Annotated in this window: 16 protein-coding genes and 1 pseudogene; 8 read left to right on the top strand and 9 right to left on the bottom strand. The window is 65.8% G+C overall.

What is annotated here, in order from left to right:
• Positions 1-31: 31 nt before the first annotated feature.
• The 3 genes from msrB to msrA all read left to right on the top strand — a co-directional run bounded on the left by msrB (position 32) and on the right by msrA (position 3,374).
• Positions 32-556, top strand: a complete 525-nt coding sequence (msrB, locus tag VSR68_RS19970; protein ID WP_342941483.1) for a peptide-methionine (R)-S-oxide reductase MsrB — start codon at positions 32-34, stop codon at positions 554-556.
• 97 nt (positions 557-653) lie between these two features.
• Complete coding sequence (locus tag VSR68_RS19965) at positions 654-2,567, top strand: cytochrome c biogenesis protein DipZ (RefSeq protein ID WP_342941482.1); 1,914 nt, start codon at positions 654-656, stop codon at positions 2,565-2,567.
• Positions 2,568-2,624: 57 nt separating this feature from the next.
• Positions 2,625-3,374: a peptide-methionine (S)-S-oxide reductase MsrA gene (gene msrA, locus VSR68_RS19960; protein ID WP_342941481.1), complete on the top strand. Its 750-nt coding sequence runs from the start codon at positions 2,625-2,627 to the stop codon at positions 3,372-3,374.
• Between the two features lie 4 nt (positions 3,375-3,378).
• Here the strand turns inward: msrA and VSR68_RS19955 are convergent, their stop codons facing one another.
• The 3 genes from VSR68_RS19955 to VSR68_RS19945 all read right to left on the bottom strand — a co-directional run bounded on the left by VSR68_RS19955 (position 3,379) and on the right by VSR68_RS19945 (position 6,143).
• Positions 3,379-4,317, bottom strand: coding sequence for an aldo/keto reductase (locus tag VSR68_RS19955; protein WP_342941480.1), 939 nt, complete (start codon positions 4,315-4,317; stop codon positions 3,379-3,381).
• A 67-nt stretch (positions 4,318-4,384) separates the two neighbouring features.
• Positions 4,385-4,786: a RidA family protein gene (locus VSR68_RS19950; RefSeq protein ID WP_342941479.1), complete on the bottom strand. Its 402-nt coding sequence runs from the start codon at positions 4,784-4,786 to the stop codon at positions 4,385-4,387.
• Positions 4,787-5,006: 220 nt separating this feature from the next.
• Positions 5,007-6,143 (bottom strand): MBL fold metallo-hydrolase, encoded by a 1,137-nt coding sequence (locus tag VSR68_RS19945; RefSeq protein WP_342941478.1) that lies wholly within the window; start codon positions 6,141-6,143, stop codon positions 5,007-5,009.
• An 83-nt stretch (positions 6,144-6,226) separates the two neighbouring features.
• Between VSR68_RS19945 and VSR68_RS19940 the strand changes: the two genes are divergently transcribed.
• The gene (locus VSR68_RS19940) at positions 6,227-6,865 is read left to right on the top strand and encodes a TetR/AcrR family transcriptional regulator (RefSeq protein ID WP_342941566.1); all 639 of its coding nucleotides are present in this window, start codon (positions 6,227-6,229) and stop codon (positions 6,863-6,865) included.
• A gap of 28 nt (positions 6,866-6,893) precedes the next feature.
• On the opposite strand, the gene VSR68_RS19935 is transcribed toward VSR68_RS19940, so the two are convergent.
• From VSR68_RS19935 to VSR68_RS19925, 3 genes are all read right to left on the bottom strand, one after another.
• The gene (locus VSR68_RS19935) at positions 6,894-7,547 is read right to left on the bottom strand and encodes a glycosyltransferase (RefSeq protein WP_342941477.1); all 654 of its coding nucleotides are present in this window, start codon (positions 7,545-7,547) and stop codon (positions 6,894-6,896) included.
• A complete protein-coding gene (locus VSR68_RS19930) occupies positions 7,544-8,143 on the bottom strand; it encodes a class I SAM-dependent methyltransferase (protein ID WP_342941476.1) in 600 nt (199 codons plus the stop codon). The genes VSR68_RS19935 and VSR68_RS19930 overlap by 4 nt, the downstream gene beginning before the upstream one ends.
• A gap of 128 nt (positions 8,144-8,271) precedes the next feature.
• Complete coding sequence (locus VSR68_RS19925; RefSeq protein WP_428983541.1) at positions 8,272-9,417, bottom strand: acyl-CoA dehydrogenase; 1,146 nt, start codon at positions 9,415-9,417, stop codon at positions 8,272-8,274.
• Positions 9,418-9,700: 283 nt separating this feature from the next.
• Here VSR68_RS19925 and VSR68_RS19920 point away from each other — a divergent pair, with 283 nt between their 5' ends.
• The gene (locus tag VSR68_RS19920) at positions 9,701-11,287 is read left to right on the top strand and encodes an FAD-dependent oxidoreductase (protein ID WP_342941474.1); all 1,587 of its coding nucleotides are present in this window, start codon (positions 9,701-9,703) and stop codon (positions 11,285-11,287) included.
• Between the two features lie 76 nt (positions 11,288-11,363).
• On the opposite strand, the gene VSR68_RS19915 is transcribed toward VSR68_RS19920, so the two are convergent.
• Positions 11,364-11,510 (bottom strand): hypothetical protein, encoded by a 147-nt coding sequence (locus tag VSR68_RS19915; RefSeq protein WP_342941572.1) that lies wholly within the window; start codon positions 11,508-11,510, stop codon positions 11,364-11,366.
• A 516-nt stretch (positions 11,511-12,026) separates the two neighbouring features.
• Between VSR68_RS19915 and VSR68_RS19910 the strand changes: the two genes are divergently transcribed.
• The 3 genes from VSR68_RS19910 to VSR68_RS19900 all read left to right on the top strand — a co-directional run bounded on the left by VSR68_RS19910 (position 12,027) and on the right by VSR68_RS19900 (position 15,232).
• Positions 12,027-14,231 (top strand): VTT domain-containing protein, encoded by a 2,205-nt coding sequence (locus tag VSR68_RS19910; RefSeq protein WP_342941473.1) that lies wholly within the window; start codon positions 12,027-12,029, stop codon positions 14,229-14,231.
• The gene (locus VSR68_RS19905; RefSeq protein ID WP_342941472.1) at positions 14,228-15,001 is read left to right on the top strand and encodes an endonuclease/exonuclease/phosphatase family protein; all 774 of its coding nucleotides are present in this window, start codon (positions 14,228-14,230) and stop codon (positions 14,999-15,001) included. The genes VSR68_RS19910 and VSR68_RS19905 overlap by 4 nt, the downstream gene beginning before the upstream one ends.
• A gap of 75 nt (positions 15,002-15,076) precedes the next feature.
• Complete coding sequence (locus VSR68_RS19900; protein ID WP_342941471.1) at positions 15,077-15,232, top strand: hypothetical protein; 156 nt, start codon at positions 15,077-15,079, stop codon at positions 15,230-15,232.
• Positions 15,233-15,474: 242 nt separating this feature from the next.
• On the opposite strand, the gene VSR68_RS19895 is transcribed toward VSR68_RS19900, so the two are convergent.
• Together VSR68_RS19895 and VSR68_RS19890 are read right to left on the bottom strand one after the other, a co-directional pair.
• Positions 15,475-16,077, bottom strand: a complete 603-nt coding sequence (locus tag VSR68_RS19895; protein ID WP_342941470.1) for a hypothetical protein — start codon at positions 16,075-16,077, stop codon at positions 15,475-15,477.
• A 281-nt stretch (positions 16,078-16,358) separates the two neighbouring features.
• A pseudogene (locus VSR68_RS19890) lies at positions 16,359-16,637 on the bottom strand (chemotaxis protein); the annotation flags it as partial.
• Positions 16,638-16,745: the final 108 nt, after the last annotated feature.

Here is a 16,745-nt window from a genome sequence, read left to right as displayed (position 1 = left end):
CGTTCAATCGAGTTGCACGAAGGAGCACACGATGAAAAGCCGCAGGCAGTTCCTGTTATCGGGCGGCAGCGCGCTCGCCGCGCTGGCCGCGCTCACGCAGTGGCGCGCGTTCGCAGCGGACCCGGCGCACGCCGGCGACGCGGCGAGCGGCACGTCCGGGCGCTTCGAGGTCGCGCATAGCGACGCGCAATGGCGGCAGATGCTCACGCCCGCGCAGTATCACGTGCTGCGCGAGGAAGGCACCGAGCGCCCATACAGCAGCCCGTTGAACGACGAGCATCGCAGCGGCGTGTTCGCGTGCGCCGGCTGCAAGCTCGATCTTTTCTCGTCGCGCACGAAGTTCGAAAGCCACACCGGCTGGCCGAGCTTCTGGGCGCCGCTCGATCACGCCGTCGCGACGCGCGAAGACGGTTCGTTCGGCATGGTGCGCACGGAAGTGCATTGCCGCCGCTGCGGCGGGCATCTGGGACATGTGTTCGACGACGGCCCCAAGCCCACGGGACTGCGCTACTGCATGAACGGCCTGGCGATGACCTTCGCGCCGCAAGCCGGCTGACGCCCTTTTTCGAAGCCCTGTCTCAAGGTCTTTTTCGACACCCTTTCGACGCGCTTTTTCGACGCCCTCATTCCGCACGATCCATCGGCAAATCATCATGCTACTCATCGTTCTTGCTTACCTCGGCGGCGCGCTCACGATCCTGAGTCCGTGCATCCTGCCCGTGCTGCCCTTCGTTTTCGCGCGCGCCGACCAGCCGTTCGCGCGCAGCGGCCTGCCGCTGCTCGGCGGCATGGCGCTCACGTTCGCGCTCGTTGCGACGCTCGCGGCTATCGGCGGCGGATGGGTCACGCAAGCGAACCAGTACGGCCGCTGGGCCGCGATCGTGCTGCTCGGCGTGTTCGGCCTGACGCTGCTGATGCCGCGTTTCGCCGACCGTCTGATGCACCCGCTCGTCAGCGCGGGCAACCGGCTCTCCGCGCTGGCCCAGGCGGATGGGGACAAGCCGCGCATCGGCTCGTCGTTTCTGCTCGGCATCGCGACGGGCCTGCTGTGGGCGCCGTGCGCCGGTCCCATCCTCGGTCTCGTGCTCACGGGCGCGGCGTTGCGCGGCGCAAGCGTCGGCACCACGCTGCTGCTGCTCGCTTATGCGGCGGGCGCCGCGACGTCGCTTGCCATCGCATTGCTGATCGGCGGACGCGTCTTCACGGCGATGAAGCGCTCGCTCGGCGCGGGCGAATGGGTGCGGCGCGGCATCGGCGCGGCAATGCTGGCGGGCGTCGCCGCGATCGCGCTCGGCTTCGATACGGGCGTGCTTGCCCGCGTGTCGACGGTGGCGACGGGCGGGCTCGAACAGCATCTCGTCGACACGCTGTCGCCGTCCAAAGGCACAAGCGACGCAATGAAAGCCGCGAATGCCACGAGCGGCGCGAACACGGCGAGTGCCACTGACACGACGGCCTCGACGAACACAACGAACGCAGCGAACGCAACGAACGCAACGCAACCCGCCGCCGACGCTTCGAATGCGAAGCCGGGCGAAACCAACCAGGCCGCCACAGGCGCGATGATGCGCGCATCGATGCCAGCGGCACCGCTTCCCGTCGAAGGCACGCTGCCGGCGTTGACGGGCGCCGTGCAATGGCTGAACTCGCCGCCGCTCACCAATGAGCAGCTGCGCGGCAAGGTCGTGCTGGTCGACTTCTGGACGTACTCGTGCATCAACTGCCTGCGCACATTGCCGTATGTGAAGGCGTGGTCGCAGAAGTATCGTGACATGGGGCTCGTCGTGATCGGCGTGCATGCACCGGAGTTCGCGTTCGAGCGCAATATCGACAATGTGAAGAAGGCGTCGCACGATCTCGGCGTCGATTATCCGATCGCGATCGACAACAACTACGCGATCTGGCGCGCATTCGGCAACCAGTACTGGCCGGCGCACTATTTCGTCGATGCGCAGGGGCGCATTCGTCATCATCATTTCGGCGAAGGCGAATATGAGCAGTCGGAGAAAGTGATCCAGCAACTGCTCGCGGAAGCCGGCCATCCCGACGCGCTGAAAGTGACGACGGGTCTTTCGCAGCGCGCCAATGGCGTCGAGGCGGCCGCCGACGGCAACGACATGCAGTCGCCCGAAACGTACATCGGCTACGAGCGCGCCGAGAACTTCGTGTCGCCGGGCGGCGCGGCCGCGGACCGCACGCATGCCTACGCCGCGCCGTCGAAGCTTGGCGTGAACGACTGGGGGCTCGCGGGCACGTGGAAAGTGGGCGCCGAGCACGCGACGCTCGCCGCGCCGGACGGACGCATCGTCTACCGATTCCATGCGCGCGATCTGCATCTGGTGCTCGGCCCGGGTGCGGACGGCAAGCCGGTGCGCTTTCGCGTGACGATCGACGGCGCCGTTCCCGGCGACGCGCGCGGCACCGACGTGAAAGCCGACGGCACGGGCGTCGTCACCGAACAGCGGCTGTATCAGCTCGTGCGTCAATCGGGCGACGTGGCGGACCACACGTTCGCGATCGAGTTTCTCGATCCGGGTGTCGAAGCCTATGCGTTCACGTTCGGCTGATCGCGCAGCGTATCCATGGACAAATCGCCAGCAACGCGTATTCGAGGACCATTCATCATGAACATGAAACTCATCACTAGCGCATTGGGCTGGACCCGCACATCGACGGGCCGAGTGATCGCGCTGATCGCGCTCGGCGTGGGCGCGGTCGCCTGGCAGCATGTCGCATCGGCGGAACAGGCGGTCAGGATTCCGCCGCCCACGCAGGACGAAAAAGCCGCCGGCGCGCACACGGAGACGGCCGTGTTCGCGGGCGGCTGCTTCTGGGGCGTCCAGGGGGTGTACGAGCACGTGAAAGGCGTGAAGCAGGTCGCGTCGGGCTATTCGGGCGGCGCGGCGGGCACCGCGCAGTACGAGACCGTCAGCGGCGGCGACACGGGGCACGCGGAGTCGGTGAGCATCACGTATGACCCGACGCAGATCACCTATGGCCGACTGCTGCAGATCTTCTTTTCGGTCGTCCACAATCCGACCGAGCTGAACTACCAGGGCCCCGATCACGGCACGCAGTACCGGTCGGCCGTGTTTCCGCAGAACGCGCAGCAACGCACGATCGCGCAGGCCTATATCGCGCAGCTGAACGGCGCAAAAGTGTTCTCCGCGCCGATCGTCACGCGCGTCGAGGAATTCAAGGGCTTCTATCCCGCCGAGGCGTATCACCAGAATTTCCTCGTGCGGCATCCGGACTATCCGTATATCGCGATCAACGATATGCCGAAGATCGACCAGCTGAAGCAGATGTTCCCCGATGTCTATCGCAGCGAGCCTGTGTTGCTGAAAGCGTCCGCGTCCTCGTCTGCGTCGTGAAGGGTCACGCGCCGACGGCTTCGACGATCCGCTTGCACATCGCCTTGTCCGGATACGGGCCGACGCCCGCATGAACGTTGTCGGTCATGTATTCGGGCCGGCCCGTGCCCGGAATCACGACGGTCACGGCCGGCTGCGCGAGCACGAATTTCAGCAGGATCTGCGCCCATGTCGTGCAGCCGATATCGGCGGCCCATGCGGGCACCCGCTGCTTCATCACGCGCGACAGCAGCCCGCCCCCGCCGAACGGCTGATTGATCACGACGCCGATGCCCAGATCGCGCGCGAGCGGCAGGATGCGCGCTTCGGCGTCGCGGTCGTCGGCGGCGTAGTTGATCTGCACGAAGTCGGGCTTTTCGCTGCGCATCACGCTCGCGACTTCGTCGAAAGCGCTCGACGTGTAGTGCGTGATGCCGATGTAACGGATGCGTCCGCGCGCCTTCCAGTCGCGCAGCGTCGCGATCTGCGTGCGCCAGTCGACGAGGTTGTGCACCTGCATCAGGTCGATGCGCGGCTGCTGCAAACGGCGCATCGATTCCTCCATTTGCGCGATGCCCGCGTCGCGGCCCTGCGTCCACACCTTGGTCGCGACGAAGGCCTTGCGATGCGCGTCGAGCCGCGTGAGCAGCGTGCCCGCGACGGCTTCCGACGAGCCGTACATCGGCGACGAATCGATGACCGAGCCGCCCGCCGCGAACAGCACGTCCAGCACTTGCGCGAGCCGCGCCTGGCCGTTCGTGTCGTCGCCGACGTCGAACGTGCGCCACGTGCCGCAGCCGACGACGGGCAACGCTTCGCCCGTCGACGGAATCGCGCGGCGCTCGACGCGCGGCAGCGGCGCTTGCTGCGCGTGGACGAATGACGGCATGGACATGGCGAGCGGCAGCGTTAGCGCGCGCAGCAGGAAATCGCGCCGCGTTGACGGTTCGACGGAGTGGGACATCGGATGTCTCGGCTGTAGCGAAGCGCTGGGCGTTTCAGTCCGGCATCAACCTGACATCAGCCAGACATCAAGCCGGACGGCGCGCGATGAAATCGATTTCGACGAGCGCATCGCGGGCGAGTCCCGTCACGCCGACACAGGTCCGCGCAGGCAGGCGGCCGGGTGGAAAATGCGCGGCGTAGACGGCGTTCATCGTCGCGTAGTCGCGCTTGAACTCGGTCAGGAAGATACGCGCCGACACGACGTGCTCCAGCCCGAGACCCATGCCCTTGAGCACCAGCACCAGGTTGTCCATCACACGTTTGGTCTGCGCGGCGACGCCTTCGGGCAACGGCGCCGCATCGTCGTCGGGTGACGTGGGCATCTGGCCCGTGACGAACACCCAGCCGCCCGATTCCGTCGCGTGTGAAAACGGGCCGACGGGCGTTGGCGCGCCTTCGACCATCCAGAACTGCGTGGTTTCGCTCATCTGATGACGCTCCGTGAACATTGAAGGCTCGCGCATCCATCGCAATGGCGCGCGAGGAGACTGAGGCGATACCTTAGCGCGCTTCGCCGGATGCTGCATGAACCTGCCTGCAATCGAACCGGATGCTCGCCAGACAAAAAAGAGGCGCCTCTCTTTGCAGAAAAGGCGCCTCACGCTACGGCCGTTATGCGTTGCGGCCGTTATGCGTTGCGGCCAACCGTCATGTATTGCTCTGCCCCGCTGGCCGGCACGCCACGCGGCGGCGCGATGGCTCGCGCGCACCGGCCACTTCGACAACCTCGACGACTTCGCGCCACCACCGCTCGCCCCGATGCGGCGACGCCAGATGGAGCCGCTCGCCCATGCGCGGCGTCGCGAGCGCAATGCCGCGCGCGGCGGCGAGTCCGACGACACGCTCGAACGGCTCCTGCCAGCGATGCATCGCCAGATCGAACGTGCCGTTGTGAATCGGGACGAGCCAGCGGCCGCGCAGATCGATATGCGCCTGCACGGTATCGTCGGGCTGCATGTGGACGTACGGCCATTGCGCGTCGTACGCGCCCGTTTCGAGCAAGGTCACGTCGAATGGGCCGAGCCGCTCGCCGATCGTCCTGAAGCCGTCGAAGTAGCCGGTGTCGCCGCTGAAGAACACGCGCAAGTCGCCGTCGACGATCACCCACGACGCCCACAGCGTGCTGTTGCCGTCGAACAGGCTGCGCCCCGAGAAATGCTGCGCGGGCGTCGCCGTGAACTGCACGCCGTCGATCTCGACGCCCTGCCACCAGTCGAACTGGCGCACCTTCGACGCATCGATGCCCCACTCGATCAGCCGGTCGCCGACGCCGAGCGGCGTCACGAACACGCCCGTCGTCTCGGCGAGCGCGAGCACCGTCTCGCGATCCAGATGGTCGTAGTGATCGTGCGAAAGAATCACGCCGCGCAACGGCGGCAGCGCGTCGCGCGCGATGGGCGGCGCATGAAAGCGCTTCGGTCCCATCCGCCTGAACGGCGACGCGCGCTCCGCGAAAACGGGGTCGGTCAGCCAGAACTGGCCGCGCAGCTTGAGCAGCAGCGTCGAATGGCCGAGCCGGAACAGGCTTCTGTCGGGCGCGGCGTCGAGGTCCGCGCGCGTCAGCGGATCGACGGGCAGCGGACCGGCGGGCGCGGTGCCGTCGGGCTTGTTGAGCAGCACATTCCACATGATGCGCAGCGTCTTGTGCAGCCCTTGCGCGGGCCGCGGCTTCACGTTGCGAAAGCGTTGCCCGTCGTGCTGCGGCGACGTGCTGGACAGCGCGCGTCCGCGCTCTGCCGCTGCGAAACCCAGAATCTGACTGAGGTTGCCGATGATCGAGTTCATTCGAAGCGTCATGGAGTCAAAGGTAGACTGCACAGTGTAGTTTATTATCTCGAAAAGTAAACCCATCGGTGTAAAATCGAATGATGGACGAGAGCGCCACCCCACAACGTCTGACCGACCGCAAGCGCGCGGCCGTGATCGAAGCGGCCATCGACGAATTTCGCGCATCCGGTTTCGAGGCCACCAGCATGGACCGCATTGCGGCGCGCGCGAGCGTGTCGAAGCGCACGGTCTACAACCATTTCCCCAGCAAGGAAGCGCTCTTCGCAGCGATTCTCCAGCAGCTATGGGACGCGAGCGCGGCGGGCGAATCGCCCGGCTATCGCGCGGACGCGCCGCTGCGTCCCCAGCTTCTCGAATTGCTTGCGCAGAAGATGCGGCTGCTGAGCGACGAAGCGTTCATGTCGCTGGCGCGCGTCGCGATCGCGGCGGGCATTCATTCGCCGGAGCGCGCGCGGGACATGATCGCGCGCATCGGCGAGCGCGAAGAAGGACTGACCGTCTGGATACGCGCAGCGGCCGCTGATGGCCGCCTCGCCGTGCACGATCCCGCGTTCGCCGCGCAGCAGCTTCAAAGTCTCGTGAAGGGCTTCGCGTTCTGGCCTCAGGTGACGATGGGACAGCCTCCGCTGACGGCCGCTCAGCAGAAGGCGATTGCCGAAACATCGGCGGATATGTTCCTCGCGCGCTATGAGGCGGCTGCGACCGACTCCCGTCGATAACGCCTGAGCCAGGCAGCGCGACGTGCGCTCACGGCGCGGCAAGCGCAGTCAGCGTATCGCCGAACCCGCCTTTCACTCTCGATGCGATCCGCGCGCTCGTCACCACGCGCGGCGCCGCGCTCCACGCGATGCGCGCGCCCGTCGCGACGAGCAGCCCGACGAGCGCCACATCCTCGCTGCACGCAAGCGGCGGAAATCCGCCCGCGCGGCAATAGGCGAGCGCCGACACGCCCAGATTCGCGCCATGAACATGCCGATGACCATCGGCGTTCAGGTACGCGCGATAGAACGCATCGCGCGTCATCGCATCGTGCGCGCCCCAGTCGTCGATCGTGACGGGACCGCACACCGCTTCCGCGCCGAGCGCCAGTTGCGCAACGAGCCAGTCGGGCTCGACGCGGCTGTCGGCATCGGTGAACGCGAGCCAGCGCACGCCCAGTACCAGCAGCGCCGTCGCGCCCGCCGCCCTCGCCTTGCCGACGTTGCGCACATCGAGCGTCAACGCGTGCGTGTCGAAACAGCGCGCAATCGCCGCCGAGCCGTCCGTGCAGCTATCGAGCGCGACCACGATCCGAACCGTCTCGCCATGCAACTCCGGATGCGCGGACGCAACACGCGCGGCTTGCAGGCAATCGGCGAGCAGTTCTTCTTCGTTGTGCGCGGGGATCATGATGCCAATCATGCAAGCCCCTCGCATTGCGCGACCGAGCGGCGATCCTTCGACCACGCGTCGAGCAGCAGATCATGCTCCGCGTGCTGCACGAGATGCGTCAACGCGGGCAGCGCACCGAAGGCCGCGTGAACGTCGCCGGCCGATTGCAGCCTGTCTTCGAACGGATGTCGCCAATGACACGCGACGAGCGTGCCGTCTTCCGTCAGCGATGCGTACACGCGTTGCGCGAGGTTCACGGTGTCCGCGCGCGACAGGTAGTAGCCGAGTTCGCTGATCACGATCAGATCGAAGCGCTCGTCGGGCCAGTCTTGCGGCATCGCGCGCAATTCGATCGTCACGTTGCGCGTATCGGCGAGACGTTCGCGCGCGAGACTCACCGCGTGTGCGCTGATGTCGCAAACACTCAGACGCTCGCAGCGCTGCGCGAGCAGCAGCGACATCTCGCCGTTCGAACACGCGGGCTCGAAGCCGCACTCGTAACGCTCGCGCGGCAACGCGGCGGCCGTCAGCAGACGCTTGCGCCGTTCGTACCAGCTGCTTCGATAGCGCCAGGGATCGTCGTCCTGTCGATACAGCGCGTCGAAATAGGCCGCGGGCAATGACATGCGGAGTCCTGTGTTGTCGTTGTGCCGTTTTTCGTGTCGTGTGCGTCGTGCGGAATGTGCGCTCTTTCACGCTTCATTCGCGCTTCGTTCGCTCGCGATTCGCGCGTGATTCACACGTCATTCACGCTTCATTCGTGAGTGAGCTTCCAGTGCTCGCCCGCGTCTTCTTCATCGAGCAGCGTCTTCCCCAACGCGCATTCATCGCGTTCCGCGTGGCTCTGCCGCAGGAACACGGGCAGATCGGCGATCGCGTGCGCGAACCATCCGTTCGTGCAGAACGGCACCGCGCCGAGCGCGCGCGACACATGCTCCATCACCTGCCCGGCCGCCTGCTCGACGGCGACACGCACACGCAGCGCGCATTGCTGCGCGTCGTCGCGCGGATGCTCGTCGATCCATGCAGCCGACTCGCGCAACAGCGCGGCGACGGCGGACAGTTCGGCATCGGCGGCGCCGAGATGCGCGCACGCATGCGGATCGGCGTGGCGCCTGACGCTGTCGCGCAGCACCGACGCGAGCGCCGCAGCGCACCCGTACCAGCAGGCGGCGATGCCCGCGCCGCCGTGCCAGAAACCGGGACGCGCGAGATACGCGCCCGCCTCGCCGACCTTGATGGCGCGCGCGCCGTCGAAGCGCACCGCGCCCGTGCCTGTCGCGCGCATGCCGACGGCTTGCCAGTCGCCGACATTGACGGCGATCGCGGCTTGCGACAGTTCGACGGCGGCCAACACCGGCTCGCCGCTGCGCCATGCCGTCACCAGCGCATGCGTGACGTGCTGCGCGCCCGAGCACCACGGCTTGATGCCTTCGAGCATCAACGAATCGCCGCCTGCATCGCGCGCGATCAGCTTGCCGTTGGGCGGCTCGGCGGCCCATACGGCCCAGCTGCCGTCATCGGCGAGATCGGCGCGTTGCAGCTCCGCGAGAATCGCGAGCGCATCGGTATGGCCTTCGTAGAGCTTCACGAGCGACAAATCGCACGCCGCGACGGCCGCGAGACCGCGCCAGCGCGTCGCCGTTTCGCCGCGTCCCGGAAGCGGCAGCCAGTCCATGCCGCGAGCGCGCAACGCATCGAGTGTCGCGGCGCGGCTCGCTGACTCTTCATCGGCATAGCGCACCGTCGCGAGATAACGCTCCAGCGCGGGCACGAGCGCATAGCGCATCGGCGGCCCCGACTCGGCATCCGCTTCGCCGTCGTTCAGGCGCAGTTCGCTGTTGATGTACCACGCAGCGGGCGCTGCGCGCCGCAACGGATCGTGGCCGATGTCCTTCATCTGTTCCTCCGTGACAAAACCTGGCGACGGCATCGCGGTGGTGTTGGCGCTCACCTGACAGAAGCCGGCGCGTGCGAACGACATGCAAGCGATGTGCCCATATGACGCTCGCGCGATGCTCGCAATGACAACTGCGCGATCACCTGCGCGATCGCATTGCGTCGTGCTGCATTCGCACATGCGTGTGCGCTGCGCATTCGAATCTTGTACGGCATGGCGCTTGCGTAAAGCAAGTGGATCGACGCACCGCACCGCTGCGCCGCGGATTCGACCGAGGAAAACGATGACCCATACCAGCGACATGCAGAAGGTGGCCCGGCTCTCCGATCTCGCTAACGGCATGAAGCGCGTCGACGCAAACGGCACGCCCATTCTGCTGATCCGTTCGGGCAAAGCGGTCCATGCATACGGCGCGGAATGTCCGCATGCGGGCGCGCCGCTCGAACAGGGCGCGCTGTGCGATGGCCGGCTCGTGTGTCCGTGGCACAAGGCAACGTTCGACATCGCGAGCGGCGCGATCATCGAGCCGCCCGCGTTGCTGCCGCTGACGCGCTATCCGGTACAGCTCGCGCAGGACGACGTGCTCGTGAGCAACACGCCGGAACCTCAGCCGACTGAACGCGGGGCCACGGCCTCCGCATCCACATCTGCTGACAAACGCACATTTGCGATCGTCGGCGCGGGCGCGGCGGGCGCCGCCGCGTGTGCTGCACTGCGCGAATTCGGCTTCGCGGGACGCACCGTGCTGATCGACCGCGAGCCGCGCACACCCTATGACCGCACGGTGCTGAGCAAATTCGTGCCGTCCGGCGAAATGCCGCCCGACGACATTCCACTGCTCTTGCCCGACGATTTCTTCACGACGCACGCAATCGAAGTGATTCAGGCCAACGTCACGGCACTCGATGCGCGCGCGCGGCGCATCGATATCGGCAGCGCGCCGTCGATCCGGTATGACGCGGCCCTCGTCGCAACGGGCGGCGTGCCGAAGCGTCCTTCGCTGCAAGGCATCGACGGCGATGGCGTGGCGCAGCGCATTCGTCTGCTGCGCAATCGCGACGATGCGCGAAAGCTCGTCGAAACGGCTGCGCAAAGCGAGCACGCCGTCGTGTTGGGCGCGAGCTTCATCGGGCTCGAAGTGGCGTCGGCGCTGCGCGAGCGCAAGCTGCGTGTGACGATCGTTTCACCCGGGAACGTGCCCTTCGAAAAGCAGTTCGGCCCGGATCTCGGCAGGCTGTTCATGCGGCTGCACGACGCGCATGGCGTGCGCTTCCGGATGGGACGCCGCGCGCAGGCCGTCGAGCGCAACGACGCCGACGACGGCGTCTTGCGCGTGACGCTCGATAACCGCGATACCTTGTCGTGCGATTTCATCGTCGTCGGCATGGGCGTCACGCCCGCGACCGGCTTTATCGAAGGCGTGACGCGCAACGACGATGGAAGCCTCAATGCCGATGCGTCGATGCGCGTGGCGGACGGTCTCTACGCAGCAGGCGACGTCGCGCGCTTCGAGTTGCAGGCGTTTGGCGGCGGGCGCGTGCGAATCGAACACTGGCGCGTCGCGCAACAACATGCGCGCCTCGCCGCGCGCGCGATGCTCGGTCTACCCGCAGGCGAGCCGCTCGTGCCGTTCTTCTGGACGTATCACTTCGGCAAGAACTTCAACTATCTCGGTCATGCACGGCACTGGGACGACACGATCTTCACGGGGACGCCCGATACGTTCGAATTCATTGCGTTGCTCGCCGAAAAAGGAAAGCTGGTTGCCGCAGTGGGCTGCAATCGCGACCGGCAGATCGGCGCGCTGGGTGAAGCGATGCGCAAGCCGTTGGACATCGCCGACGCGATCCGGCTTGCGGAGTCCGAATAGGCACGCATATGCATTGCGCTTCGCATCGTGATGCGAAGCGCAATGCGATAGATAAAAGTGAAGCGATGTAGTGAAGCTACTCGTCGCGCCTGTTCGTCGACGCGGCGCGATGCGAAGGACGTCCGCCGCCGCCCGGCGGTTCCGGATGATCGCCCGTGCCGAGCGGCACCTCGGCCGTTTGCTTCGGATGAGGATTCGAACGCTGCGGCGTCGTGGACTTCATCGTTTCCGTCGGCTCGCCGGGGTCTGTCGTCGTGCCTGTCTTAGACCGATCGCCCGATTGCGTCGCTTGGGTCCTTTGAGTCCTTTGAGTCTTTTGAGTGTGCTCCATGTGGGTACTCCTTCTGCTGCTCGCGCTGCTTCTGGAAGATCTACATGCGCGGCTGAAAGCTTTGCATGCGGCGCCAGGTTGTCCGTGGTGCCGCTCTTCGCACGCTACTGGGACACGGTTGCCGCTGCCCGCCCTGATGTGGAGGTGGCTTCTGATTTTGCTGTTGCTGACCACCATCGCGATTCGGTTGACGAGGATTAGCAGGCTGGTTCTGTGTCGACTTCTGATTCACTTGCGACCTCCTTTCGTTGGTTGCTGCTACGTGCCTTTTGTAGTGCGGCAAGCGGTGTTCCTGTCATGTGCGGGGTTGCGCAGCAGCATGACGGAGGAATGGGATTTGCTCTATCCGATGACGTTTCATGACCCGCAATACATAGCGAGGGTTTCAACAAAACGCACAGCGCACCGATGAATCAAGCCCTCAACGTCACACCACAATTGTCCTCTCGACACGCCGCGCGCTCGCTGCTCCGTCCCACGCGCAACTGCCAGCAGCGAGAAAAAGCCGACCACTTTCGCATCCTGATCGACGCCGCCGACTACTTCTCGACGCTGCGGGCCGCGATGATGCGCGCGACTCATTCGATCTACATCGTCGGATGGGATATCGACAGCCGCCTGAAGCTCGTTCCCGGCGAACCACAGGACGATCTGCCCGCCGGGCTCGCGGACTTCCTCTGCGCGCTCGCGGAAAAGAACCGCCACTTGCGCATCCATATTCTCGCGTGGGACTTCGCGATGCTCTACGCGTTCGAACGCGAATGGCTGCCCGTGTACAAGATGGGCTGGCGCACGCATCGGCGCATCCGCTTTCGCCAGGACGGACGTCATCCGCTTGGCGCGTCGCATCATCAGAAGATCGTCGTCATCGATGATGCGCTCGCGTTCGCGGGCGGCATCGACCTCACGCGTTCGCGCTGGGACACGCCCGCGCACGACCCCGATGCGCCGCTGCGCCGCAACGCCGACGATGCACCCTATCAACCGATGCACGACGTACAGGCGATGTTCGACGGCGATGCCGCGCGCGCCGTCGGCGTGCTCGTGCGCGAGCGCTGGCAGCGCGCGACGGGCAAGCCGCTCGACCTCTCGCACACGCCGGCGCACGAAGCGCATGAACCGCACGAAGCACATGAAGCACGCGACGCGCACGATCGCATGCACATCTGGCCCGCCGATGTCGTCCCCGATATCGAAGACGTCGAACTCGGCATCTCGCTGACGGAGCCCGAGTATGAAGGACGGCCCGTCGTCGCGCAGATCCAGCAGTTGTATCTCGATGCGATTGCAGCCGCGAAGCACAGCGTCTATATCGAGAACCAGTACTTCACTGCGAGCCGCGTCGGCGCGAGCCTCGCCGCGCGGCTCGCGGACAGCGGCGGCCCCGATATCGCCGTGGTCGGGCCCGAGCGGCAAAGCGGCTGGCTTCAGGACGCGACGATGGGCGTGCTGCGCGCGAAGCTGCACGAATCGCTGAAGCGCGCCGACGGTCACGGACGTTACGCGATGTACGCGCCGACCATCGGCAGCATCGGCGGACAGATCATCAACGTGCACAGCAAGCTGATGATCGTCGACGACGAATTGCTGATCATCGGCAGCGCGAACCTGAACAACCGCTCGATGGTGCTCGACACCGAATGCAACATCGCGCTCGACGCGCGTGGCGAGCCGCGTGTGCAAGCGGCCATCGCGTCGGTGCGCGACCGGCTGCTTGCCGAGCATCTCGACGTGTCGCCCGACGACGTTCGACGCGCGCTCGACACGCAGCGACTCAACGAGGCCATCGCGACGCTGCGCCACGGCAAGCGCACGCTGATGCCGCTCGATCCCGTCCTGTCCGGCGATCTCGAAGATCTGGCGGCACGCGTGTCCGTGCTCGATGCCGAAGCGCCCATCGCGCCGCACGAGCTCGTGCAGCACTTTCTGCCGGAAGAGCGCAGCCGTCCGCTGACGGGCAAGCTTCTCGCGTTCGGCGCGCTCGCGTTGATCGTCGTCGTGCTCGCCGTGCTGTGGCGCTTCACGCCGCTTCGCGACGCGATCAGCTTTTCCGCGCTCGTGCACGGCGCGCAACAGTTGCATGCGTCGCGTCTCGGGCCGCTTGCAATCGTCGCGGTGTATGCAATCGCCGCGAGCGTGTCGGTGCCCGTCACGCTGCTGATCGCCGTCAGCGGCTTCGTGTTCGGCGCGCTCGCGGGCAGCGCCTACGCGTTCACGGGCACGATGATCTCGGCGTTCATCACGTATTACGCGGGCGCATCGCTCGGTCACGACGCCGTGCGACGGCTCGCGGGCAGCCGCCTCAACCGCATCAGCGAAAACCTCGGCAAAAGAGGGCTCATCGCGGTGATCGTGCTGCGCGTCGTCCCCATCGCGCCGTTCACCGTGATCAATCTCGCAGCGGGCGCGTCGCATATCGGGCTGCGCGATTTTCTCGCGGGCACGGCGCTCGGCATGGCGCCCGGCATCGTGCTCGCAACGACCTTCGCGCATCAGCTGGTCGCCGCCGTCCGGCATCCGACTGCGGCCGGGCTCGGGCTCGTCGCGCTGATCGGCGCGGCGCTGATCGGACTGTCGATTGCCTTGCAACGTCTCTTCGCGCGCCGCAGATGAACGACACGCAACTGAACCAGCACGCCGAAGCGCCCGACGCAGCGCCCCATGTCGACGCGCACGCGCTGCGCATCGCGACGTACAACATCCACGGCGCGATCGGCACGGACGGCGTGCGTTCGGCCGAGCGGATCGCCGCCGTGATCGGCGAACTCGACGCGGACGTCGTTGCATTGCAGGAAGTCCCGCTGGGCGGCAGCTTCGCGCCGAATGCGCTGCCGATCTTGCGCGAAACGACGGGTATGGAGGCCATCGCCGGTCCGACGCTCGATACGCCCGCGCGCCGCTATGGCAACGCGATCCTGAGCCGCTTGCCGATCCGCGCAACACGTGCGCTCGATCTGTCGTTCGGCAGGCGCGAAGCGCGCGGCGCGCTCGATGTCGACGTCGAAACAGGAGGCGCGAGCAGCATGGCGGGCGCGCTGCGCGTCGTCGCGACGCATCTGGGCCTCTCGGCGCGCGAGCGCCGCGCGCAGATCCGCGCGCTGATCGCCGCGTTCGACACGCCGCGCATGCCCGTGATCCTGGTGGGCGACATCAACGAATGGTTCGTCTGGGGCCACGCGCTGCGCATGCTCGTCACGCATTTTCGCGCCGCGCCCGCGCCTCGCACGTTTCCGTCGCGCTTTCCCGTGTTCGCGCTCGACCGCATCTGGATGCATCCGGCAAGCCGCCTGCTCGATGTACATGTGCATCGCAGCATGCTCGCGCGTGTTGCATCGGATCACTTACCACTGGTCGCGCGGATCGCACGAGAGCATCATGTATAGCCAGCCAGCCGAAGGATGCAGGCGCGCTGCCTGCTCCCTCTGCCGGTCCGTTCACCTTTCTTCATGGAGCTGCCAATGGTCAGAAAGAATTACGCCCCGGACGAAAACGCCCCGCGCCAGCCTTACGCGGACAAGGATGTGGGCGTCGGTATGGGCCGGATCCTGCTCGAAGACGAAGACGAAATCGAGGACGACCTGGATGATGAAGAAGACGAGGACCAAGGCCGCTGATCGCGCGAGCGGACGAGGCGAGGAGCCGCCCGGCATTGCATCGCCAAACGCGTAAACAATCCGGCTCATTGACTCCTCATTGACCCGTATCGCATCGCGCCTGCCCTGAACACACTGAACAAGGGCAACGAACGCGGCGAAAGCCCAATGAAAGAACGCAGCGCGCGGCATCGATACCGCGCGCTGCGTTCGTTTCGTCTATATCGCCGTATTTGACTTTTCGATAGACGCTCTGTCGTCTGTCACGCATGCCGTTCGCGCGGTCTGTCCCCGACAGACTGTTCGGCTCGCATCGGCTGCGGCGGGCGTGTCGGATCGAAATCCGCCCAGCGTCCCTGCTGCCAGCGCCCCGTTGCACGCTCGATCGACGCGCCTCCTGCATCGCCCAGCACTTGCGCGGCTTGCTGCTGCGATTCCGGCGTCACGTGGACGGCGAGCAGCACGCCGGAGTCGCGCTGTTCGTAGTGAACGTGCTCGGGCCTCACGTCCTTGCCGTTGTCGCGCGTCCGGTACATCGCGCCGATCAGCGAGCCGATATACGCGCCGACCCCGGCCGCGATCGCGGACACCAGTACAGGCGCTGAAAACGCCGTAAAAATGCCGACGCCGACGATCGCGCCGATCACCGCGCCGACCGTCACGCCCATGCCCGCGCCTTTCGGCGCATCGACGGAATCGGCGTCCTTGTTCTGGTCTCCGCCGATTGGATAGCGCGCGTGCTGCCCGCGCGGATTGACGAAAAACAGCGACACGTCTTCTTCGACGAAACCGGCTCGAAAAAGCCGTTCGGCAGCGGCTTCGGCTGCCGGAAAAGTGGTGAATCGTGCGGCAACGATGAGCGACATGATGCCTCCCTTCTTTCAGACTATGTCCGATCCGGGACGGCGGTGCTCTGCCGTCCCCTACGCGTTGAATTACGCATTGAATTGAGCAAGGCACGCGCCCGCGCGCGCTGCCCTGCGATCATGCAGCGCATCGTCATGCATCAGGTCTTTCGCTCGCCTTGGTCGTTCTGTTCGTTCTGCTCGTTCTGTTCGTCATCGATTTGCGTGTCTTCGATGGAGCCTTCGGCCAGTTCATCCGTAATGCCTTCTTCCGGCTCGTCCTCTCCCGTCGCGCCGATCACGCGATCCACATCGATGTCCTCGTTCTGTTCGAGCGTCGAATCGCCATCGGCGGATGCGCGTTCGCCCGTGCCCGCGCGATCCGAATCGCTCGCGAGTTCGGCTTCGCCTGTTTCGAGCGCGTGATTGTCGAGTTCGTTTTCCTTGTCGAAGTCGTGACGCTTCGCGCCCGTCACGTCGCTGCCGCTATCGGAAGAATCGCTCGGGCCAAGCGATGCGTTGTCGTGCCCCGTCTGTCGCGCCACGGGACGTCCTTCATCGTCGGGATTCAGTGTGCTCATATTGGCCTCCAGAGTGGGTCATCATTCGGGTACTGCCCCGCTCTGTCGTGCCGCAAAAAGCATTCCGCTGCGTTGATGCAGGCTATGTCGAAGCACGAATGGAAACGT

This window comes from Paraburkholderia phymatum (assembly GCF_038900715.1).
GTDB classification, from domain to species: domain Bacteria; phylum Pseudomonadota; class Gammaproteobacteria; order Burkholderiales; family Burkholderiaceae; genus Paraburkholderia; species Paraburkholderia phymatum_A.
Note: the sequence above shows the minus strand (reverse complement) of the source record. Positions and strands in the feature narration are given on the sequence as shown.